Source organism: Streptomyces ambofaciens ATCC 23877, assembly GCF_001267885.1.
GTDB lineage: Bacteria > Actinomycetota > Actinomycetes > Streptomycetales > Streptomycetaceae > Streptomyces > Streptomyces ambofaciens.
The window spans coordinates 3,605,524-3,625,216 of sequence record NZ_CP012382.1; the positions used below are offsets into that span (position 1 = coordinate 3,605,524).

19 protein-coding genes are annotated in these 19,693 nt (G+C 73.6%); 11 read left to right on the top strand and 8 right to left on the bottom strand.

The genetic code is table 11. The features are described from left to right. The first annotated feature begins 85 nt into the window (after positions 1–85). From SAM23877_RS15980 to SAM23877_RS15990, 3 genes are all read left to right on the top strand, one after another. A complete protein-coding gene (locus tag SAM23877_RS15980; protein ID WP_053132975.1) occupies positions 86–328 on the top strand; it encodes a hypothetical protein in 243 nt (80 codons plus the stop codon). Between the two features lie 243 nt (positions 329–571). Further along, positions 572–1,015: a glycine-rich domain-containing protein gene (locus SAM23877_RS15985; protein ID WP_053132978.1), complete on the top strand. Its 444-nt coding sequence runs from the start codon at positions 572–574 to the stop codon at positions 1,013–1,015. A gap of 70 nt (positions 1,016–1,085) precedes the next feature. After that, positions 1,086–1,922, top strand: a complete 837-nt coding sequence (locus tag SAM23877_RS15990) for a protein kinase domain-containing protein (RefSeq protein ID WP_053132982.1) — start codon at positions 1,086–1,088, stop codon at positions 1,920–1,922. 315 nt (positions 1,923–2,237) lie between these two features. Here SAM23877_RS15990 and SAM23877_RS15995 read toward each other — a convergent pair whose 3' ends face one another. After that, on the bottom strand, positions 2,238–3,797 hold the full coding sequence (locus SAM23877_RS15995; protein WP_159041982.1) for a recombinase family protein: 1,560 nt from the start codon (positions 3,795–3,797) through the stop codon (positions 2,238–2,240). A 108-nt stretch (positions 3,798–3,905) separates the two neighbouring features. Here SAM23877_RS15995 and SAM23877_RS16000 point away from each other — a divergent pair, with 108 nt between their 5' ends. Beyond that, positions 3,906–5,546: a DNA repair helicase XPB gene (locus SAM23877_RS16000; RefSeq protein ID WP_053132988.1), complete on the top strand. Its 1,641-nt coding sequence runs from the start codon at positions 3,906–3,908 to the stop codon at positions 5,544–5,546. A gap of 24 nt (positions 5,547–5,570) precedes the next feature. On the opposite strand, the gene SAM23877_RS16005 is transcribed toward SAM23877_RS16000, so the two are convergent. Next, on the bottom strand, positions 5,571–5,756 hold the full coding sequence (locus SAM23877_RS16005; protein ID WP_053132991.1) for a hypothetical protein: 186 nt from the start codon (positions 5,754–5,756) through the stop codon (positions 5,571–5,573). Positions 5,757–6,044: 288 nt separating this feature from the next. On the opposite strand from SAM23877_RS16005, the gene SAM23877_RS16010 reads away from it, so the two are divergent. Then, positions 6,045–8,093 (top strand): HelD family protein, encoded by a 2,049-nt coding sequence (locus SAM23877_RS16010; protein WP_053132995.1) that lies wholly within the window; start codon positions 6,045–6,047, stop codon positions 8,091–8,093. Positions 8,094–8,499: 406 nt separating this feature from the next. Here the strand turns inward: SAM23877_RS16010 and SAM23877_RS16015 are convergent, their stop codons facing one another. Both SAM23877_RS16015 and SAM23877_RS16020 read right to left on the bottom strand, forming a co-directional pair. Further along, entirely contained in the window at positions 8,500–9,234 is a 735-nt protein-coding gene (locus tag SAM23877_RS16015) for a copper homeostasis protein CutC (RefSeq protein WP_053132999.1), read from the bottom strand. 103 nt (positions 9,235–9,337) lie between these two features. Further along, positions 9,338–10,039, bottom strand: coding sequence for a maleylpyruvate isomerase family mycothiol-dependent enzyme (locus SAM23877_RS16020; protein ID WP_053133002.1), 702 nt, complete (start codon positions 10,037–10,039; stop codon positions 9,338–9,340). A gap of 102 nt (positions 10,040–10,141) precedes the next feature. Here SAM23877_RS16020 and SAM23877_RS16025 point away from each other — a divergent pair, with 102 nt between their 5' ends. Further along, entirely contained in the window at positions 10,142–10,804 is a 663-nt protein-coding gene (locus SAM23877_RS16025; RefSeq protein ID WP_053133005.1) for an HD domain-containing protein, read from the top strand. Between the two features lie 10 nt (positions 10,805–10,814). After that, positions 10,815–11,882 (top strand): GNAT family N-acetyltransferase, encoded by a 1,068-nt coding sequence (locus tag SAM23877_RS16030; RefSeq protein WP_079030238.1) that lies wholly within the window; start codon positions 10,815–10,817, stop codon positions 11,880–11,882. On the opposite strand, the gene SAM23877_RS16035 is transcribed toward SAM23877_RS16030, so the two are convergent. Both SAM23877_RS16035 and SAM23877_RS16040 read right to left on the bottom strand, forming a co-directional pair. Next, complete coding sequence (locus tag SAM23877_RS16035) at positions 11,864–12,142, bottom strand: DUF4031 domain-containing protein (RefSeq protein WP_053133011.1); 279 nt, start codon at positions 12,140–12,142, stop codon at positions 11,864–11,866. The two genes, SAM23877_RS16030 and SAM23877_RS16035, sit on opposite strands and share 19 nt — an antisense overlap. Positions 12,143–12,152: 10 nt before the next feature. Beyond that, entirely contained in the window at positions 12,153–12,533 is a 381-nt protein-coding gene (locus tag SAM23877_RS16040; protein WP_053133014.1) for a hypothetical protein, read from the bottom strand. Between the two features lie 55 nt (positions 12,534–12,588). Between SAM23877_RS16040 and SAM23877_RS16045 the strand changes: the two genes are divergently transcribed. The 4 genes from SAM23877_RS16045 to SAM23877_RS16060 all read left to right on the top strand — a co-directional run bounded on the left by SAM23877_RS16045 (position 12,589) and on the right by SAM23877_RS16060 (position 16,776). After that, positions 12,589–13,569, top strand: coding sequence for a MurR/RpiR family transcriptional regulator (locus tag SAM23877_RS16045; protein WP_053133018.1), 981 nt, complete (start codon positions 12,589–12,591; stop codon positions 13,567–13,569). A gap of 104 nt (positions 13,570–13,673) precedes the next feature. Then, complete coding sequence (murQ, locus tag SAM23877_RS16050; RefSeq protein WP_053133021.1) at positions 13,674–14,609, top strand: N-acetylmuramic acid 6-phosphate etherase; 936 nt, start codon at positions 13,674–13,676, stop codon at positions 14,607–14,609. 15 nt (positions 14,610–14,624) lie between these two features. Further along, positions 14,625–16,259 carry a PTS transporter subunit EIIC gene (locus SAM23877_RS16055; RefSeq protein ID WP_053133024.1) on the top strand — a complete coding sequence of 545 codons (1,635 nt, stop codon included), beginning with the start codon at positions 14,625–14,627 and terminating at the stop codon, positions 16,257–16,259. Continuing rightward, positions 16,207–16,776 (top strand): hypothetical protein, encoded by a 570-nt coding sequence (locus SAM23877_RS16060; protein WP_053133027.1) that lies wholly within the window; start codon positions 16,207–16,209, stop codon positions 16,774–16,776. Before SAM23877_RS16055 ends, SAM23877_RS16060 begins: the two co-directional genes overlap by 53 nt. A gap of 67 nt (positions 16,777–16,843) precedes the next feature. Here the strand turns inward: SAM23877_RS16060 and SAM23877_RS16065 are convergent, their stop codons facing one another. After that, positions 16,844–18,358 (bottom strand): carboxylesterase/lipase family protein, encoded by a 1,515-nt coding sequence (locus tag SAM23877_RS16065; RefSeq protein WP_053133030.1) that lies wholly within the window; start codon positions 18,356–18,358, stop codon positions 16,844–16,846. A 78-nt stretch (positions 18,359–18,436) separates the two neighbouring features. After that, positions 18,437–19,567, bottom strand: coding sequence for an NADH:flavin oxidoreductase (locus SAM23877_RS16070; protein WP_053133033.1), 1,131 nt, complete (start codon positions 19,565–19,567; stop codon positions 18,437–18,439). Positions 19,568–19,693 lie beyond the last annotated feature (126 nt).

A 19,693-nucleotide genomic window follows, 5' to 3' on the forward strand; every position in this document is an offset into this window, starting at 1 on the left:
GGACGGCACCAGGGACGTTCTACCCGACGCGGGACGTCCCGAAGTGGGGTTTGTCGGAGGTTCCAACGTCCTGATGAGCGGCGGAATGCTCGTCCGCATGGCGAGCAACCAGCAGACCAGACCAGGCATCGGTGCATTGGCGAAGGACACTGCCAATGGACGTATCGGCGTCGTCATGGGTGAAGTCGGTGGCCGGGTGCAGATAAGGCCCGTGGGCGGCGGGATCGAGTGGGATGCCATGCCGGACAACGTGGTGGCGCCGACAGCGCGGGAGGAACTGAGCGCGCGTCTTGCCATCAGGAACGGCAACAGCCGGGACTGCCTGTGATGCGCGCCATCGGTCGGTACGCGGGGGTTTTTCATCTTCTTGATCAGTGGGCCCTGTGGCCTGGTGATCGGCATGGCCCTCGGTATCAGCCAGTAGACCGGCCGCCCCGGACGGGGTGCCACCTTCCTTGGCTCCCCTTCCCGTTCGGGGCCGGCCTTCCATCCCCCGGTCGTCGCGGGACGTGCCTCGTCGACCGGTGTGGGCGAAAGTGCCAGAGCACAGCGACACTCAAGGAGTCTTCGTATGACGGCAACGGCCAACGACCAGAGGACCGGTCGCGCGGTGGCTGGTGAGGAGCTGTTCGACAGCCTCACCCACTTCGTGGTCACCCACAACGGACAGCCTCGCGAGCGCGCCGAGAGGATCACGGACCAAGCGGTGGCCTTCGTGGTCACGGCCGCGACTGCCACCGTCCCCATGGTCCCGTCGGACGACGTGGACCTCGGGCTGCACGCCCTCATCCTGCACACGAAGGAGTACGCCGACCTGTGCGAGCGGTTCGCGGGCCGCTTCCTCCACCACAACCCCAAGCCGGGTGGCGGGGCGCGCGATCCGGAGAAGGTGGCCGCGTCCACGCACGCGATGAAGGCGGTTGGGTTCATGGTCTTCGACGACCTGTGGACCGTGGACGACACGAACCTCGCGCAGTGCGACTCCGACTGCGGCCGGCCGTACGGTCAGGCGTAGCGACACGACACCAGCGGCGCGGCCGGCCTCGATGTGGGGTCGGCCGCGTCGCCAGGAAGGAGAACCGACGTTGTCCGGGACATCCCCTGAACTGCCGATCGTCGTGCTCGACGCGCTCATGCCCACGACTCAGCGCCTGGTCCTCAACCGCCGGGGCTCCATGGTCTGGGACGTCGAGAGCCATCGGGGCCACCACGCCGTGAAGGTCGGCTATCCGATCGAGGCAACGGCCGAATGGCCTGCCCAGCCCTGGGCAGCGCGCGCGCCCGCACGCGAAGGTGCGGTGTTGTACCGCCTGGGCCTACATGACTTCGCGTACGGCGAGTGGGACGGCGGTACCTGGAACTTCCAGCCGTGGCGGGAAGGCCCGGACCTCTACCAGCTGTGGGAGCCTTGCCGTAAGCCGGGCTCGCGCATCGATCCACACACGAGCGTCGCCCTGGGCTGCGTGGAGGCGCTGGCCGAACTGCACGCCAAAGGATGGGCGCACGGTGACGTGCAGCCCGCGCACTTCATCATCGGACCCGAGCGGACGCACCTGATCGATCTGGCCTTGGCGCGCGGTGGTCGGGTGCCCGAGGGTTACGACTTCCCGTTCCGCGGCTGTCTCGTCCACTATGAAGCCCCGGAGATCGCGCGCAGTGTGCTCGACACCGGAGAGGCTGAGCCCACCCAGGAAGCCGACATCTACGCGCTCGGCGCTTCCCTGCTCATCTCCGCCACGGGCTGGCGGGCAGTCGAGTACCCTGACGACGCACCGCGCCCTGTGCAGCGAAAGGCTGTGGCAGACGGCAAGCGACGGCCCGTCAAGGTGCGGGGCGAGCTGGGCGAACTGATCGAGGCCATGCTCAGCCACGCTCCCGAAGACAGGCCAACGATCTACGAGGTGGGCAAGGCCCTGCGCTGAAGCTGAAGCGTCGGCAGTCTGTGAAGGCGCGACCCACGCAACGACCAACAAACAGAGACCGCACCACCCCTCAGCCTGGACAGCGTGCCGGGTGGTCCGGGCAGGCGGGGACGCCCTCTGCGAACTCGTCGCAGAGACAGTCGAGTTCACGACCCGCGACGGTGGGACGCTGTCGTATTGCCGCCCCTCAATCAAGGTCATCGGCCCTTGGCACAAGCCCGACCAGCACGCCGCCTGACCTGAGACACAAAATGCGGTGCCCCCACCTCGTCCGTACCGTGGGGGCACCGCTGTTCGTGTCCGGTGACGTGGGCGTCAGCCCTGGCTGTCAGCCGCCTCGGTCTCCCGTTCGCTCTCCTTTGCCGCTGCCGCCCGCCGCATGTGCCCCTCCTCGCCGAAGTAGACCGACAGACGCGACGTGTCCAGCTTCTTGCCTCCACGCCGCGCGGGGGCCACCTCCACGTAGCCGCCTGCGTTCAACAGCAGATCTCGCTTACCGGCCACGTCCGAGCGCTTCCACTGCTCGGCGTGCGTCTCTCCGATCGGCTCCGCCTTCACGCCGCCCGGCTTCGCCGTTCGCTGCCTCTCCTTCAGGGTCGCCAGTCGCTCTTCCAGCTTGGCGTACTGCTCCGCGTACCGGATCGCTCCGTCGTCGCCTCTGAACAGGCCCCGGTCGTAGCGATCCTTTTGCAGGTCGGCCAACGCTTCCTCGGCCTGCCTGATCTGCGGGCGAAAGTCCTCGCCCACCTCCTGGACCATCCGCATCACTGAAAGGTGCCCGTACTTCGCAAGGAACTGCTCGGTGACGTGCTCCTCGGTGGTCACCCCGGCCACGGTCGGCCCGTAGCACTTCACGCCCGGTTTCTCCTCCCCCTTGGCCGCCCGCTGGCGGTACTTCAGCGGTCCGATGCACCGATACCGAAGCTGACCGTTGCGCCCACTGAAGGTGTACATGCGTTCGCCGCAGACTCCGCAGTGCATGATGCCGCGCAGCAGCGACGTACCCTGCCGGCGCTTCTCACCCGGGTTGGCCCGGCGCTCCAACTCGTCCTGCAGCACCTGCCAGGTGTCTGTGTCGAGGATCGGCGGGCGATTGACCAGGGGCAGGCCGTCCGTCCGCAGGATCGGCTTTCCGTCCTCGATGACCTGGCCGAGCAACTGGGGGTTGCCCAGCATGCTGCGCAGCGTGGTCGTGTACCACTGCTTGGAGTCGCTGCGCTTGCCCGTGGTCTGGCGTGAGGTGTGGCCGGGTGACGGGACGCCCTCCTGATTGAGGTCGTTGATGATCTGCATGAGCGAGTCCTTGGCCAGGACCCGTTCCACGATCCGCTTGATCGTCTTGGCCTCGCCCTCGTTGACCGCAAGGACCTTGCCCGCCCCGGTGGGGTTGGGGACGACCATGTACCCGTACGGGACCCGACCGCCGGTGTAGCGGCCCTCGCGGCGCAGGTGCTCGTGCGCGCTGGACACCCGCATGCCGATGGTGTCGGACTCCAGCTCGGCGAAGACCGCGATCACCTTCGCCATGGCCCGACCCATGGACGACGTGAGGTCGAGCGGCTCCGTCGCCGACGCGAGCGCAACGCTCTGGTGCTCGGCGAGTCGCATGATCTCCGCGAAGTCGACCGTCGAGCGCGCAAGCCGGTCGATCTTGAAGAACACGATCACGTCCAGCTCGGCGAGCCTGGTCAGGATGCGTTGCAGTCCCGGCCGGTCGAGCCCGCGCGAGAAGCCCGAGACATCGATGTCCTCCTCGGCGGCCACGACCTCCCAGCCGCGTGCCTCGCACAGCGCTTCACAGGCCGCGCGCTGGCGTTCCGGCGAAGTCGTCTCGTCGGTTTCGCGCGATAGGCGAACATAGATAGCGGCGCGCATCCCCGGCGCGCTGGCCGGGACGCCCTTCCGGCGTCGGGCACGGGGCATAGCCCGTGCTGTGACAGGCGTTGGTTCTGTCATGAGACGACCCTATCTCCGGAGGTATGCGTGTCCTGCCTAATCGTCCAGTCCGACAAGACCCTGCTCCTCGAAGTCGACCACGAGCAGGCCGGCGACTGCCGTCGGGCCATCGCGCCGTTCGCCGAACTGGAGCGGGCGCCGGAGCACATCCACACCTACCGGGTGACCCCGCTGGGCCTGTGGAACGCCCGGGCGGCCGGCCACGACGCCGAGCAGGTCGTGGACGCGCTCGTCGAGTACAGCCGCTACCCGGTGCCGCACGCGCTGCTGGTCGACATCGCCGAGACCATGGACCGCTACGGCCGCCTCACCCTCTCCAAGCACCCGGCGCACGGGCTGGTCCTGACGACCACGGACCGCCCGGTGCTGGAGGAGGTGCTGAAGTCGAAGCGGATCGCGCCGCTGGTCGGCGCCCGCATCGACCCGGACACGGTGGCCGTGCACCCCTCCGAGCGCGGGCAGATCAAGCAGACGCTGCTGAAGCTGGGCTGGCCCGCCGAGGACCTCGCCGGGTACGTCGACGGCGAGGCGCACCCGATCGAGCTGGCCGAGGACGGCTGGGCGCTGCGCCCGTACCAGAAGCAGGCGGTGGAGAACTTCTGGCACGGCGGCAGCGGCGTCGTGGTGCTGCCCTGCGGCGCGGGCAAGACGCTGGTCGGGGCCGGTTCGATGGCGCAGGCCAAGTCGACGACGCTGATCCTGGTGACCAACACCGTCTCCGCCCGGCAGTGGAAGCACGAGCTGGTGAAGCGGACCTCCCTCACCGAGGAGGAGATCGGCGAGTACAGCGGGACGCGGAAGGAGATCCGGCCCGTCACCATCGCCACGTACCAGGTGCTGACGACCCGGCGGAAGGGCGTCTACCCGCACCTGGAGCTGTTCGACTCCCGGGACTGGGGGCTGATCGTCTACGACGAGGTGCACCTGCTGCCGGCGCCGGTCTTCAAGTTCACCGCCGACCTCCAGGCGCGGCGGCGGCTCGGCCTCACCGCGACGCTGGTGCGGGAGGACGGCCGCGAGTCGGACGTGTTCTCGCTGATCGGCCCGAAGCGTTTCGACGCGCCGTGGAAGGAGATCGAGGCACAGGGCTACATCGCGCCCGCCGACTGCGTGGAGGTCCGGGTCAACCTCACCGACTCCGAGCGGCTCGCGTACGCCACCGCCGAGACGGAGGAGAAGTACCGCTTCTGCGCGACGACCGCGACCAAGCGGAAGGTGACGGAGGCGATCGTCCGGCGCTTCGCCGGGCAGCAGATCCTCGTCATCGGCCAGTACATCGACCAGCTCGACGAACTGGGCGAGCACCTGGGGGCGCCGGTCATCAAGGGCGAGACGTCCAACGCCCAGCGGGAGAAGCTCTTCGAGTCCTTCCGCCAGGGCGAGATCAGCGTCCTCGTCGTGTCGAAGGTCGCGAACTTCTCCATCGACCTGCCGGAGGCCACCGTCGCCATCCAGGTGTCGGGCACCTTCGGGTCCCGGCAGGAGGAGGCCCAGCGTCTGGGGCGGGTGCTGCGCCCGAAGTCCGACGGCCACCAGGCGCACTTCTACTCCGTGGTCGCGCGCGACACGCTCGACCAGGACTTCGCCGCGCACCGCCAGCGCTTCCTGGCGGAGCAGGGCTACGCGTACCGGATCATGGACGCGGACGAGCTGCTGACCGAGAGCTGACACCGGGGCCGGCTCCCGGGGCGCTCACCTGCGGCGGACGCCGGCCTCCTCGCCGTACTCGCCGAGCACGACCACGTCGAAGGCGGCGCCCGCGAACACCCTGACGGCGCGCAGGGCGTCACCGAGCCGGTGCCGGTGGCTGCCGGCCACGGGCGTGGCACCGGACGCGCGGCCCGGTGCCGGGGCGGGGGAGATGGTTGCTGCGCTCATGTCTCCATGGTGCGACCGCGGACCCCGGTCCGGCATCGGTCCTCGGACCCAACCCCGGCCCCGCCCGGTCCGCCTCCAGACGGACCCCCGCCCCTCACGTCGGAGGGCCTCGTCCCCTAGGGGTCGCGGGCGGGCGGGAAAACGGTTGGCCCCCGCGGTCCCCGCTCCCCTACACTCTCCGCTCCTGCCCGCCTCCCTCGCGGAGTGCCGCCTTCCGGACGGAAACCGGTCGGCCCACCGCGCGTACCCCGCGCGCCCACCACACAGCGGTCCTCCGGAGGCACTCCCTTGTCCACGCCCGTCCATGACGACCCCCTCTCCCGCGAGCGCTCGCACCTCGCCGCGTCCCGTGCCGCCCTGCGTGCCATGCGCGAGGACGTGGAGGCCCTCGACATCACCGACGTCACCGCGAACTGGGTCAACGCCGCGGTGCTGGAGAGCCAGATCGAGGAGCGCGTCAAGGCGCTCGCCGACCTGAGCGACACCCCGCTGTTCTTCGGCCGGCTCGACTACCTGCACACCCCGGGTGCGGAGCGGGCCGAGGGCGCGGAGGGGGAGAGCTTCTACATCGGGCGCCGGCACGTGCACGACGCGGACGGCGACCCGATGGTGATCGACTGGCGGGCGCCGGTGTCGCAGCCGTTCTACCGGGCGTCCAAGAAGGACCCGATGGACGTCGGACTGCGCCGCCGCTTCGGGTACACCGGCGGCGAGCTCACGGCGTACGAGGACGAGCACCTGTCCGACCCGGCGGAGGCGGCGGTCACCAGCAGGCTGCTCCAGCAGGAGATCGAGCGGCCCCGTGTCGGTCCGATGCGCGACATCGTGGCGACCATCCAGCCCGAGCAGGACGAGATCGTGCGCGCCGGGCTGTCCGGCTCGGTCTGCGTGCAGGGCGGCCCCGGCACCGGGAAGACCGCCGTCGGCCTGCACCGGGTCGCCTACCTCCTCTACGCGCACCGCGAGCGCCTCGCCCGCACCGGCACCCTCGTGATCGGACCGAACCGGTCCTTCCTGCACTACATCGAACAGGTGCTCCCGGCGCTCGGTGAGCTGACGGTCCGCCAGGCCACCGTCGACGACCTGGTGGCCCACGTCGAGGTGCGGGGCGCGGACGAGGCGACGACGGCGGTGGTCAAGGGCGACGCGCGGATGGCCGAGGTGCTGCGCCGGGCCCTCTACTCGCACGTCACCCTGCCCACCGAGGGGGTCGTCGTGGTGCGCGGCTCCCGGCGCTGGCGGGTGCCGGCGTACGAACTGGAGGAGATCGTCCGCGAGCTGCTGGCCCGCGACATCCGCTACGGCGCCGCCCGCGAGGCCCTTCCCCAGCGGATCGCGCACTCCGTGCTGGTGCAGATGGAGCGGGCCGGCGAGGCGCCGGACGACCGGGTGCAGAACGCGGTGGCCCGCGACGCCGCCGTGAAGGCGCTGGTGAAGTCCGTCTGGCCGCAGGTGGAGCCCGCCAGGCTCGTCCTGCGCCTCCTGTCGGACGCGGACTTCCTCGCGGAGCACTCCGAGGGCGTCCTCACCGACGACGAGCGCAAGGCGGTGCTGTGGGTGAGGCCGGCCCGCTCGGTGCGGGCGGCCAGGTGGTCTCCCGCCGACGCCGTGCTGATCGACGAGGCCACCGACCTGATCGAACGCACGCACTCCCTGGGGCACGTGGTGCTCGACGAGGCACAGGACCTGTCCCCCATGCAGTACCGCGCGGTGGGCCGGCGCTGCACCACCGGTTCGGCGACCGTCCTCGGGGACCTGGCGCAGGGGACCACGCCGTGGGCGACCCGCAGCTGGTCCGAGGCGCTGGCCCACCTGGGCAAGGGCGAGGCCGTGGTGGAGGAGCTGACGGCCGGTTTCCGTGTGCCGACGGACGTGATCGCGTACGCCTCCCGGCTGCTGCCGCACATCGCGCCGGGCCTGACGCCGGTGGCGTCGATCCGCGAGAACCCGGGCTTCTTCGACATCCGCGAAGCCCCCGACGGGACGGCGGACGTCCTGGCGGCCTGCCGCGAACTGCTGGAGCGGGAGGGCTCGGTCGGCCTGATCGCCGCCGACGCGCGGGTGGCCGAGCTGGCGGCGGCCCTCGGGACGGCGGGGCTCGGATTCGTGGGTCCCGGCGAGGAGACCACGCGCGCCACCCGCCTGACCCTGGTCCCGGCCTCCCTGGCCAAGGGCCTGGAGTACGACTACGTGGTCCTGGACGAGCCGCAGGCGGTGGTCGACGGCGAGCCGGACGAACGGACGGGGCTGCGGCGGCTGTACGTGGCGCTGACCCGCGCGGTCTCGGGCCTGATCGTCACCCACGGCACGGACCTGCCCGCCCAGCTGACCCGGTAGCGCCCCTCCGCCGGCGGGCGCGGGCCGCGGGCTGCGGGCTGCGGCAGGGACCCGCCCGCGGCTGCGAGAGGACGGCACGGACCCGACCGCACCCACGACGGGGCGGCACGACCACCCGCGGCTGCGGGCGCGGGCTGCGGGCTGCGGGCTGCGGGCTGCGGGCTGCGGGCTGCGGGCTGCGGGCTGCGGCAGGGAGCCGGCCACGCCCCGGTGGCCACGCCCCGGTGGCCACGCCCCGGCTACGGGGAGACCGGCAGAGCCCTCGCGCCCGCGGCCACGAGAGGGGCGGCAGAACCGCCGCGCCCGCGCCCACGGCTGCGAGGAGACGGCACGGCCCCGGCCGCACCCGCGGCGAGGGCGGCACGTCCACCCGCGGGCCGCGGCAGGGACCCGCTCGCGCCCGCCGCTACGGGAGGCCGGCGGAGCCCTCCGCGGCCGCGGGGGCCGTCGCCTGGGCGTCCAGTGCCCGGCGCCACTGCGCCACGGCCTCCGCCGACACCGGGCCCGTCCACCCGGAGGGCCGCGCCGCGCCGCCGATGTGGAAGCCGTCGATCCCGGCGTCCAGCAGACCCGGTACGTGCTCCAGCCGCAGGCCGCCGCCGACCAGCAGCCGCTGCTCGTACCCCGGCTCCCCCCGCCGCCGCGCCTCGGCGAGCAGGACGGCCAGCCCGTCGTCCACCCCGCCCGCCGACCCGGCGGTCAGGTAGGTGTCCAGCCCCGGGAGGTCCGCGAGCTGCTTGCGCAGGGCGTCCCGGTCGGCGGCGCGGTCGATCGCGCGGTGGAAGGTCCACCGGCACCCGTCCAGCGCCCCGGCGACCCGCTCCACGGCCGCGAGGTCCACGTCCCCGTGCGCGTCGAGGAACCCGAGCACGAACTGCGTGGCCCCGGCCTCCCTCATCTCCGCGGCGAGCCGCACCAGCCGCTCGACGTCCCCGGCGGCGAACCCGTCCGCGAGCCGCAGCATCACCCGCAGGTCGATGTCGACGGCCCCGCGGATCGCGGCGACCGTCGCGGCCGACGGGGTGAGGCCGTCGGCCGCCATGTCGGTGACCAGTTCGAGGCGATCCGCGCCTCCGGCCTGGGCGGCGACCGCGTCCTCGACGTCGAGGGCGATCACCTCCAGGACTGCACGCTTGCTCATGGGACCCCATTCGTCGGCCTGGTACAGGTCTAGTCCAATCCAAGCCTACGCCCAGACGGCCGGGCCCGACCCCTCACCTCCGCACGCGCGACCGCGCCGCCGCTCAGCCGCCGAAGAGGTTCAGCTCCGCCTCCCGCACCCCGGCCAGCTCGTACCCGGCCGCCCCGTCCGCGTCGGCCGCGCCGTTCACGGGACGGCCCGCGTACAGCCGTACGAGGGTCGCGGCGTCCCCGATGAACCGCCCCGGCGGCCGCTCACCGTTCACCGCGCCCAGCTTCAGCGGCTCGTCCACGTCGTCGAGGTCGGCGTGGAGCGGGACGTGGCCGCGGTCGCGGGTGAGGGTGCCGAGCAGCGCCAGCGCCTCCGGCAGCCCGCGCCCCGCGTACGCCCCCGGCTCACCGAGGGCCACCCGCACATCGCCCGCGTGCACCCACTCGCCCAGCGCGATCCCGTCCAGCGCACCGCCCGCGCGGCCGATCACCGGACCGGCCTCGGTCATCCCGCGCTCCAGTTCGTCGACGATCCGGGCATGGGTCCAGCCGGCGCGTTCGGCGATGTCACGGTCGTTGGACTCGGGCGAGAAGACGCCCTCCTCGAAGCGGTTCTCCACCACCCGGATCAGCGCGGCGGAGCAGTGCGCCAGCACGTCCCGCACGGTCCACCCCGGGCACGCGGCCACCGGCAGCGCGAAGTCCTCCTCCGTCCGGGAGCGCAGCAGCGGCACCAGCTCGTCCCGCTCGATGGCCAGCAGCCGCCCGGGCCGCTCGGGGTCGCGTACGTCGTGCACGTCTGCAGGAGTCGTCATGGCTCCACGTTAGGCGCGGCCCCGCCCCGAGGTCAGCACCACGGGGCCCCGGGACCGCACGGGCCGGGCCGGCGGTCCGGCCCCGCTGGAACAATGGGCGCCATGGCCGATCTCGACGCCCTGCGCTCCCGCTGGCTGCACGCCCTCCTCCCGGCCCGCGAGGGCGCCGGACACCCCGACCCGCACCGGTACGCCGACGAGTTGCTGCGCCGGTGGTCCGAGCCGCAGCGGCGGTACCACACGCTCGCCCACCTCACCGCGGTCCTGGACCACGTCGACGTGCTGGAGGAGCACGCGGCCGACCCGGCCGTGGTCCGGCTGGCCGCGTGGTTCCACGACGCGGTGTACCTGCCCGAGCGGTCCGAGAACGAGGAGCGGTCGGCGCGCCTGGCCGAACGGGCGCTCCCCGAGGCGGGCGTGCCGGCGGCCAGGACCGCCGAGGTGGCCCGGCTGGTCCGGCTCACCGTCACCCACGCCCCGGCCGGCGACGACCGCGACGGGCAGGTGCTGTGCGACGCCGACCTGGCCGTGCTGGCCTCGCCGCCGTCGGCGTACGCCGCGTACACGGCGGCCGTGCGCGAGGAGTACCACTTCGTGCCGAACGACGCCTTCCGCGAGGGGCGCGCCGCGGTGCTCCGCCGGCTCCTCGCCCTGCCCCGGCTGTTCCACACCCCGTACGGGCGGCGCGCGTGGGAGGCGACCGCCCGGTACAACCTCACGGGCGAGCTGGAAATGCTGTCGCCCGGCGGCGACCCGGCCCCGTAGCCTGCCCGGCATGCGGAACATGGGTGGGGAACAGGTGGAGGAGGCCGTCGCGGGCGCCGTCGCGCTGCTGCGCACGGCGACGGACCGGGACTGGGAGGGGGTGCGGGCCGGCCGGCTGGAGTGGAGCTGCCGGTACACGGCGGAGCACGTCGCGGGCGACCTCATCGCCTACGCGGGCCAGCTCGCCGGACGCGCCACCGAGGCCTACGTGCCCTTCGAGATCACCCTGGACGAGGGCACCGGCAACGAGGGCGTCCTCCAGGTGATCGAGACCACCGGCGCCCTGCTCGCCGCCACCGTCCGCACCACCCCGCGCGAGGTCCGCGCCTTCCACCCGTACCCCTTCCGCAGCGCGGACCGCGAGGGGTTCGCGGCGATGGGGGTCACCGAGGTGCTGGTGCACACGCACGACATCGCCGAGGGCCTGGGCCTGGCGTACGAGCCGCCCGCCGAGCTGTGCGCGGACGTCCTCGCCCGGATCTTCCCGCACGTGCAGCCCGGCACCGACCCCTGGCGCACCCTGCTGTGGGCCACCGGCCGCGGCGAGCTGCCGGGACGCGCCCCGCTCACCGAGTGGCGCTGGAGCAACAACCTGGTCCTCCCCGCCGGACGGCTCACCCTCCAGGGCCTCACCCCCGCCTCGGCCGCCGATCTCGCGGCCGGGGGCGACGGCGGCTTCGCGTGGACCGACAGCGGGCCCTTCCAGGGCACGCGGGAGGGCGCCGGACTGCTGTGGAAGGCGTACGAGGCGGGGGTGCACCGGCCGGAGTGGGGGGTCTTCGTGCTCGTCCGGAACGAGGACGGCCGCGCGGTCGGCGCCATGGGCTTCCACGGGCCGCCGGACGAGGAGGGCCGGGCCGAGATCGGCTACGACCTCGCGGAGGACGCCCGCGGCGAGGGCTACGCCACCGAGGCGCTGCGCGCGCTGTCGGCGTGGCCGCCGGCGCGTCGGGACGGCACCACCCTCCTGGCGAAGATCGACCGGGACAACGTCCGCTCGCAGGGCGTCGTCACCCGCGCCGGTTACCGCCTGGTCGCCGAGGACGAGAAGCTGCTCGTCTACGAGCTGCGCGGCTGAGCCCCGCCCTTCCTGCGCCGCAGCCCCGCACCGTGCAGCAGCCGCACCACCTCGCGGCTGCTGACCTCCCGCGCCCCGGCGGACACGGCGTCGGCGTACCGCTGGGCGGGGATGTCGTAGTGGTCGCGTTCGAAGGCGCGGCGCGGCACGCCCAGGGCCTCGGCGAAGGCGTGGAGTTCGGCGTAGGAGACGTCGCTCACGAGGTGGGACCACATCCGGCCGTGGCCGGGCCAGGCGGGCGGGTCGATGTAGACGGTCACCGGTCCCCCCTCACGACGGGGGCGTGCCGCCGGCGGAGCCCAGCGAGCCGACCGCCGCGACCTTCACGCCCGCCTTGCCGCACACCCAGTGCGGGTCGGGACCCAGTTCCGGCTCGACGTCCAGCGCGTGCGGGTCGCCCGAGCCGCACACCGGGCACAGCGGCCAGCGGCCGTACCGCTCCAGCAGGGCGTCCTGCACGTCCTGGGCGACCAGCCCGGCGACGAACTCCGCGCCCTGCGGCCACTGCTCGACCCACCAGCGCCGCTGCACGACGGACTCCTCGACCAGCGACACGACGTCGGGCTCGGCGACCTGACCCGCCACCAGGTCGGCGAGGACGAGGGCGCGCGCGGCATGCAGCGTCTGCTCCAGGGGGCTGATGGGGTCCATGCCCCCATTGTGCGCACTCTTGACCCACGGACCGAAACGAAAATATCTTTCATGAGTGACCGATGAAGTGAAGGAAACTTTCGGCAGTCCGGGCGGCAGGACGGCGGGCGGCTCCGCGTCCGCCGTCCGCCGCGGTGCCGGAAGCGGCGGCACACCCCCCGCGCCCGGCGCCCTCGCGGCGAAGGTGCGCACGCTGGCGCCCTCGATGACGCGGTCCATGCAGCGGGTCGCCGAGGCCGTCGCGCACGATCCCGCCGGCTGCGCGGCCCTCACCGTCACCGGCCTCGCCGAGCTCACCGGCACCAGCGAGGCGACCGTCGTCCGCACGGCCCGGCTGCTCGGCTACCCCGGCTACCGCGATCTGCGCCTCGCGCTCGCCGGACTCGCCGCCCAGCAGCAGTCCGGCCGCGCGCCCGCCATCACGACCGACATCGCGGTCGACGACCCGATAGCCGACGTCGTCGCCAAGCTGGCCTACGACGAGCAGCAGACCCTCGCCGACACCGCCGCCGGCCTGGACACCGTCCAGCTCGGCGCGGCCGTCACCGCGCTCGCCGCCGCCCGCCGCACCGACGTGTACGGCATCGGCGCCTCCGGCCTGGTCGCGCAGGACCTCACCCAGAAGCTCCTGCGGATAGGGCTGATGGCGCACGCCCCCGGCGACCCGCACCTCGCCGTCACCAACGCGGTGCAGCTGCGCGCGGGGGACGTCGCCCTCGCGATCACCCACTCCGGGTCGACGGGGGACGTCATCGAGCCGCTGCGGGTCGCCTTCGAACGCGGCGCGACGACCGTCGCCATCACCGGCCGCCCCGACAGCCCCGTCACGCAGTACGCCGACCACGTCCTGACCACGTCCACGTCGCGGGAGAGCGAGCTGCGGCCGGCGGCGATGTCGTCCCGGACCAGTCAGCTGCTGGTGGTGGACTGTCTGTTCGTGGGGGTGGCGCAGCGGACGTACGAGTCGGCGGCGCCGGCTCTGGCGGCTTCCTACGAGGCGTTGGCTCATCGGCACGGTTCGCGCGGTAGACCGTAGGGCCTGATCACCGCGGGCGGCTGCGGGCCGAGTCCGGCTGGTCGCGCAGTTCCCCGCGCCCCTGGGTAAGTACAAGCACCGAAGTCGAAAAGAGCCGCTCCTCCATGACCTCCACCCCCCACCACCCCGACCTCCGTTCCCAGCTGGAGACGCTGGCCACCGAGGCGTTCCGGCCCGAGCTGGCCGAGATCGACCGGATGCCCACCCTCGACATCGCGCGGGCGATGAACGGCGAGGACGCCACCGTGCCCGCCGCCGTCGCCGAACGGCTGCCCGAGATCGCCGCCGCGATCGACGCCGTCGCCGCCCGGATGGCACGCGGCGGACGGCTGGTCTACGCGGGCGCCGGTACGGCCGGCCGGCTCGGCGTGCTGGACGCCTCGGAGTGCCCGCCCACCTTCAACACCGCCCCCGGACAGGTCGTCGGCCTCATCGCGGGCGGCCCGGACGCCATGGTCACCTCCGTAGAGGGCGCCGAGGACTCGGCCGGGCTGGCCCGCGCCGACCTGGACGCCCTCGGTCTCACCGCCGACGACGCGGTGGTCGGCGTGTCCGCGTCCGGCCGCACCCCGTACGCCGTCGGCGCCGTCGAGCACGCCCGCGCGCTCGGCGCCCTGACCGTCGGCCTCGCCTGCAACCGCGGCAGCGCCCTGGCGTCGGCGGCCGAGCACGGCATCGAGGTCGTCACCGGTCCCGAGCTGATCACCGGCTCCACCCGCCTGAAGGCCGGCACGGCGCAGAAGCTGGTCCTGAACATGCTGTCGACGATCACGATGATCCGCCTCGGCAAGACCTACGGGAACCTGATGGTGGACGTCCGCGCCTCCAACGAGAAGCTGCGCGCCCGCTCCCGCCGGATCGTCGCGCTGGCCACCGGCGCCGCCGACGACGAGATCGAGCGCGCCCTGACCGCCACCGACGGCGAGGTCAAGCACGCGATCCTGACCCTGCTGGCCGATGTGGACGGCCCGACGGCCGCCCGCCTTCTGGAGGACTCCGGCGGCCACCTGCGTGCCGCGCTGGCGGCGGCGCGGGGCTGACCGCACGCTCGGGGGGTGCACAAGGACCCCCACTCCACGGCCGCCGCGCTGCTCCCCCTGCTCGGCGGCCCCGCCAACGTCCGCTCCGTCGCCCACTGCATGACCCGCCTCCGCCTGGGCCTGGCCGACCGGTCCCGGGTGGAGGACGAGGCGCTGCGCGCCCTGCCCGGCGTGCTCGGGGTGGTGGAGGACGGTGACTCGTACCAGGTGGTACTGGGCCCGGGCGTGGTCGGGCGGGTGACGGAGGCCTTCGAGGCCCTGCTGGCGGCCGGGGACGGCGGCGCGTCGGAGGCGCTGAACGCGGCCGGGGACGGCGGCGCATCGGAGGCGCTGAAGGTGGCCGGGGACGGCCACGCGTCGGAGGCACTGAACACGACCGGGGACGGCCACGCGTCGGGCGCGCTGAAGGCGGCCGGCGGTGGCGGCACGCCCCAGGCACTGCCCGTCGGCGGCGGCACCGCGGAGGCGCTCGCCCGGCGCGGCGCCGACCTGAGGGCACGGCACCGGCAGCGCAACGCCACCCCGCTGAAGACGGCCCTGCGCCGCGTCGCGGACATCTTCGTCCCGCTCATCCCGGCGCTGATCGGCTGCGGGATCGTCGCGGGCGTCGGCGGCCTGCTGACGAACCTGGGGCTGTTTCCCGGCCTCACCGCCGCCCTGGCCGCCGTCGCCTCCGGCTTCATGGCGCTGATCGCGGTGTTCGTCGGCCACAACACGGCGAAGGAGTTCGGCGGCACGCCCGTGCTGGGCGGCGCGGTCGCCGCCGTCGTCGTCCACCCGGGCGTCGCGAAGGTGACGGTGTTCGGCGCCACGCTCGCCCCCGGCCAGGGCGGTGTCCTCGGGGCGCTGGCGGCGGCCCTGCTGGGCACCTGGGTCGAGAAGTGGTGCCGCGCCCGGTTCCCCGGCACCCTGGACGTCCTCCTCACCCCCACCCTGACGGTCCTGGTCCCCGGCCTGGCCACCCTGTACGTCCTCATGTACGCGGCCGGGGAGGTCGCCACGGCCGTCGGCGCGGCCGCGAACTGGCTCCTGGCGACGACGGGCGCCCTGGCCGGCCTCGTCCTCGGCGGCCTCTTCCTCCCTCTGGTGATGCTGGGCCTCCACCAGGCCCTCATCCCCATCCACACCACCCTCATCGAACAGCAGGGCCACACCGTCCTGCTGCCCCTGCTGGCCATGGCGGGGGCCGGCCAGGTCGGCGCGGCGGCGGCGGTCTACGTCCGCCTGCGCCACGACACGTCGCTGCGTACGACGATCAGGTCGGCGCTCCCCGCCGGCCTGCTCGGCATCGGCGAACCCCTGATCTACGGCGTCTCCCTCCCCCTCGGCCGCCCCTTCCTCACCGCCTGCGTGGGCGGAGCGGCGGGCGGCGCGTTCGTCGGCCTGTTCGCGATGCTCGGCACCGACGTGGGGGCGACGGCGATCGGCCCGTCCGGCTGGGCGCTGTTCCCGCTCCTCGCGGGCGGCGGGGGCTGGGCGGCGACGGCGGGGGTGTACGGCGGCGGGCTGCTCACCGGGTACGCGGTCGGCTTCGCGGCGACGTACTTCTTCGGTCTGGACGAGGGCGCCGGCCGTGCCGTGTGCGACGCTGGGGAGCATGAACCACGCCCAGCTGACCGCCCTGGGCCGCGCCCTGCGTCTCCTCGGTGAGCACGGCGAGGCCCTGACCGCCGACACGCCGGACGCCAAGCTGCACGAGGTCCGTGCCGACCTGAAGCGCGCGCTGGACCAGCTGGAGGAGAGTGTCACGGCGGCGGCCCCCTCCACCCGCTGCCCCGAGCACCCGAACGGCCCGGTGGACCAGGCCGCTCCCGACCTCTGCCTGCTCTGCGAGACCCGGCGCCGCGCCGCCCGCCGCGCCGAGTACAACGGCGGCCCGCTGCCCGCCCGGCCCACCGAGCCGGTCCCGTCCCGGTACGGGATGCGCGGCGACCGCCCGCAGCCCCAGCAGCGCTGGCTGCCCGAGCTGTGGAACGGGCAGGCGTGGCAGCTGTGCGGCACCCCGCGCCGCGACCGCCGCGAGGCCGAGCTGTACATCGCGGCCCAACTGCGCGCGCCCCGCGCGGCCATGGCGTACCGCCTCGTCCACGAGTTCACTGACTACGAGGTGCTGCGGGTGTGGGGGACGCCGGTGCGGGTGGACGTCGAGCCGATGGGCGGCCTCTGAGCCGTCCGCGTGCGGCACTGACCCGAAGCGGCCCGGACCGGGGCCCGGGCCGCGTTCGCCGAGCGTCTCAGGAACCCTGGCAGAGCGGCAGCGCCGCGAACTCGTGGCCCTCCCACAGGCGGCGCGAGGCCTCCTCCGGGTACGGCACGACGGCCGGCTCCGCGTCCAGGACCTGGACCAGGCGCCGGTCCGTGTCGTAGGCGGGCCAGCCCGGGTCGCCGGTGCGCGCGAACGCCGTCCAGGAGGAGCGGAAACGGGACGACAGGGCCAGCGCCTCGGGGGACGGCGCCGTACCGGCGAACAGCAGCAGCCCCAGGTCCGCCTCGAAGGTGCCGAAGAGGAGGGGGACGTCCAGGGCGTGACAGGCGCCGAAGGCACCGCCGCTGCCCGGGGCCGCCCAGGTCAGCTCGTAGACGTGCGCCCGGCCGCCGCCCGCGAGGTGCGCCTCGGCCAGGTGCAGCGAGGGCATGCCGAACAGCCAGTCGGTCTGGACGCGTTCGTAGAGCTCGTTCGCGGACGCGTCGGGGTACGCGGCGCGGTAGGCCGCCTCGCCACCCGGCGCGTACAGGGCGAGGGCCGCGCTCGCGCGGTCGTCGCTGATCCGGCCGAGCTTGCCCGCCATGGCGGTGAACAGGCGGTTCTCGTCACGGTTGTGGCCGACGACCAGGTCGACGTCCCGGGACGCGCCGGACGCCAGCGCCTGCCACGGCGTGGTCCGCAGCACCTCGCCGTCGACGACCGGCGAGTACGGGGTGACCGTGGGCGCGGCCCGGCCCCAGCGGGCGACCTGGCCGGGCATCTTCGGGGCGAGGGACTGCCCCGCCTTGACCAGCTGCTCCGGGTCCACGGCCGCCAGGTCGGCGACGGTGGGGCGCAGGCCGATCTCGGCGGCCAGGGCGGTGCCGATGTCACGGGCGAGCTCGGCGGAGAAGAACGTGCCCGGCACGCTCTGCGCGACGGCCCGCCGGAACAGTCCGGCCGCGCGGTCCATGGCCAGCAGGGAGGCGACGGAACCGGCGCCCGCCGACTCGCCGAAGACGGTCACCTGGTCCGGGTCGCCGCCGAACGCGGTGATGTTCTCCCGCACCCACTCCAGCGCGGCCACCTGGTCGAGCAGGCCCCGGTTGGCGGGGGCGCCCTCGATGTGGGCGAAACCCTCCATGCCGACGCGGTAGTTGAAGGTGACGACGACGAGGTCGCCGTCGACGGCTATGCGGCGGGCGTCGTAGCCCGGGCTGCCCGAGTGGCCGAGCTTGTAGGCACCGCCGTAGATCCACACCATCACCGGGCGGCGGGCGGCCGGGTCGGGGGCGGGGGTCCAGACGTTGACCGTGAGCCAGTCCTCGCCCCCGGAGTGGGTGCCGGCCGGGCCCGCCAGGCCCAGGTCCTGCGGGGGCGGCGGGCCGAAGGCGTACGCGTCGCGCGTCCCGTCCCAGGGGCGGGCGGGGCGCGGGGCGGCGAACCTGCCCGGACCCACCGGGGCCTCGGCGAAGGGGATGCCGCGAAAGACGGTCAGGCCGTCCGAGGTCTGTCCGCGCACCGCGCCGCAGTGGGTGCGCACCACGGGTCCGGTCGTGCTCATCGATCACTCCTCACTGGTTACCGCAGGCCGTACGCCAGTTGGTGATCTCTGGACCCTACGCCGTGGTGCGCACGGCGCTCAGCTGAGGGTCTTCATCGACGCCGCGTCGTACGGGGCGAGCGCGTCGAACCGGCCGGAGAGGATCTTCTCGGCCCACTGGGGGTCCTGGAGCAGCGCACGGCCGACGGCCACGAGGTCGAACTCGTCGCGCTCCATGCGGTCGAGGAGGTTGTCGAGGCTGCCGACGGGGGCGCCCTCGCCCAGGAAGGACTTGGTGAAGTCGCCGTCGAGGCCGACCGAGCCGACCGTGATGGCGGGCCTGCCGGTCAGCTTCTTGGTCCAGCCGGCGAGGTTGAGGTCGGAGCCGTCGAACTCCGGGCGCCAGTAGCGGCGGGTGGAGGCGTGGAAGGCGTCGACGCCGGCCGAGGCGAGCGGGGCGAGGATGGCCTCCAGCTCCTCCGGCGTCGTGGCGAGGCGGGCGTCGTAGGCCTCCTGCTTCCACTGCGAGTAGCGGAAGATCACGGGGAACTCGGGCGAGACGGCGTCGCGCACGGCGGCCACGATCTCGGCGGCGAACCTGGTGCGGGAGACCGGGTCGCCGCCGTAGGCGTCGGTGCGGCGGTTGGTGCCGGCCCACAGGAACTGGTCGACGAGGTAACCGTGGGCGCCGTGGATCTCCACGCCGTCGAGGCCGATGCGCTCGGCGGCGGCCGCGGCCTCGGCGAAGGCGCCGATCACGTCGTCCAGGTCGCGCTGCGTCATCGCCTTGCCGGTGACCTCGTCCTCGCCGATGCGCAGGCCCGAGGGGCCGACGGCGGGGGCGTCGGCGAAGGGCGGCTCGCCCTGCTTGCGGACCATGCCGATGTGCCACAGCTGGGGCACGATCGTGCCGCCCGCCGCGTGCACCGCCTCGGCCACCTTCGCCCAGCCGGCCAGCTGCTCCTCGCCGTGGAAGCGCGGCACGCGGTCGCTCTGCCCGGCGGACTCGTGGCCGACGTAGGTGCCCTCGGTGACGATCAGGCCGACCCCGGCGGCGGCACGGCGGGCGTAGTACGAGACCACGTCGTCGCCGGGGACGCCGCCCGGGGAGAACATCCGGGTCATCGGCGCCATCGCGATGCGGTTCGGCACGGTCAGGCCGTTGATGGTGGCGGGGCGGGCGAGGACGCTGGCGGCGCGCGAGGCGGCGTCGGGGGCGGTGACGGTCACGTGGGGGCTCCTCTGGAGGTACCGGTCAGTATGTGCATGCGCATGCACCACACCCGGGCCAACAGGCCCCGCCGTCGCGCGCATTCCGGCCCCACCCCATGAGTGGCCCAGGTCACAGCCCCCTGC

Excerpts from the sequence above, each read along its gene's own strand:
- SAM23877_RS15995 (WP_159041982.1), bottom strand. The coding sequence starts at position 3,797 with ATGCGCGCCGCTATCTATGTTCGCCTATCGCGCGAAACCGACGAGACG.
- SAM23877_RS16065 (WP_053133030.1), bottom strand. The coding sequence starts at position 18,358 with ATGAGCACGACCGGACCCGTGGTGCGCACCCACTGCGGCGCGGTGCGC.
- SAM23877_RS16060 (WP_053133027.1), top strand. The coding sequence starts at position 16,207 with ATGAACCACGCCCAGCTGACCGCCCTGGGCCGCGCCCTGCGTCTCCTC.
- SAM23877_RS15985 (WP_053132978.1), top strand. The coding sequence starts at position 572 with ATGACGGCAACGGCCAACGACCAGAGGACCGGTCGCGCGGTGGCTGGT.
- murQ (WP_053133021.1), top strand. The coding sequence starts at position 13,674 with ATGACCTCCACCCCCCACCACCCCGACCTCCGTTCCCAGCTGGAGACG.
- SAM23877_RS16005 (WP_053132991.1), bottom strand. The coding sequence starts at position 5,756 with ATGAGCGCAGCAACCATCTCCCCCGCCCCGGCACCGGGCCGCGCGTCC.
- SAM23877_RS16025 (WP_053133005.1), top strand. The coding sequence starts at position 10,142 with ATGGCCGATCTCGACGCCCTGCGCTCCCGCTGGCTGCACGCCCTCCTC.
- SAM23877_RS16040 (WP_053133014.1), bottom strand. The coding sequence starts at position 12,533 with ATGGACCCCATCAGCCCCCTGGAGCAGACGCTGCATGCCGCGCGCGCC.
- SAM23877_RS15980 (WP_053132975.1), top strand. The coding sequence starts at position 86 with ATGCTCGTCCGCATGGCGAGCAACCAGCAGACCAGACCAGGCATCGGT.
- SAM23877_RS16030 (WP_079030238.1), top strand. The coding sequence starts at position 10,815 with ATGCGGAACATGGGTGGGGAACAGGTGGAGGAGGCCGTCGCGGGCGCC.
- SAM23877_RS16020 (WP_053133002.1), bottom strand. The coding sequence starts at position 10,039 with ATGACGACTCCTGCAGACGTGCACGACGTACGCGACCCCGAGCGGCCC.
- SAM23877_RS16015 (WP_053132999.1), bottom strand. The coding sequence starts at position 9,234 with ATGAGCAAGCGTGCAGTCCTGGAGGTGATCGCCCTCGACGTCGAGGAC.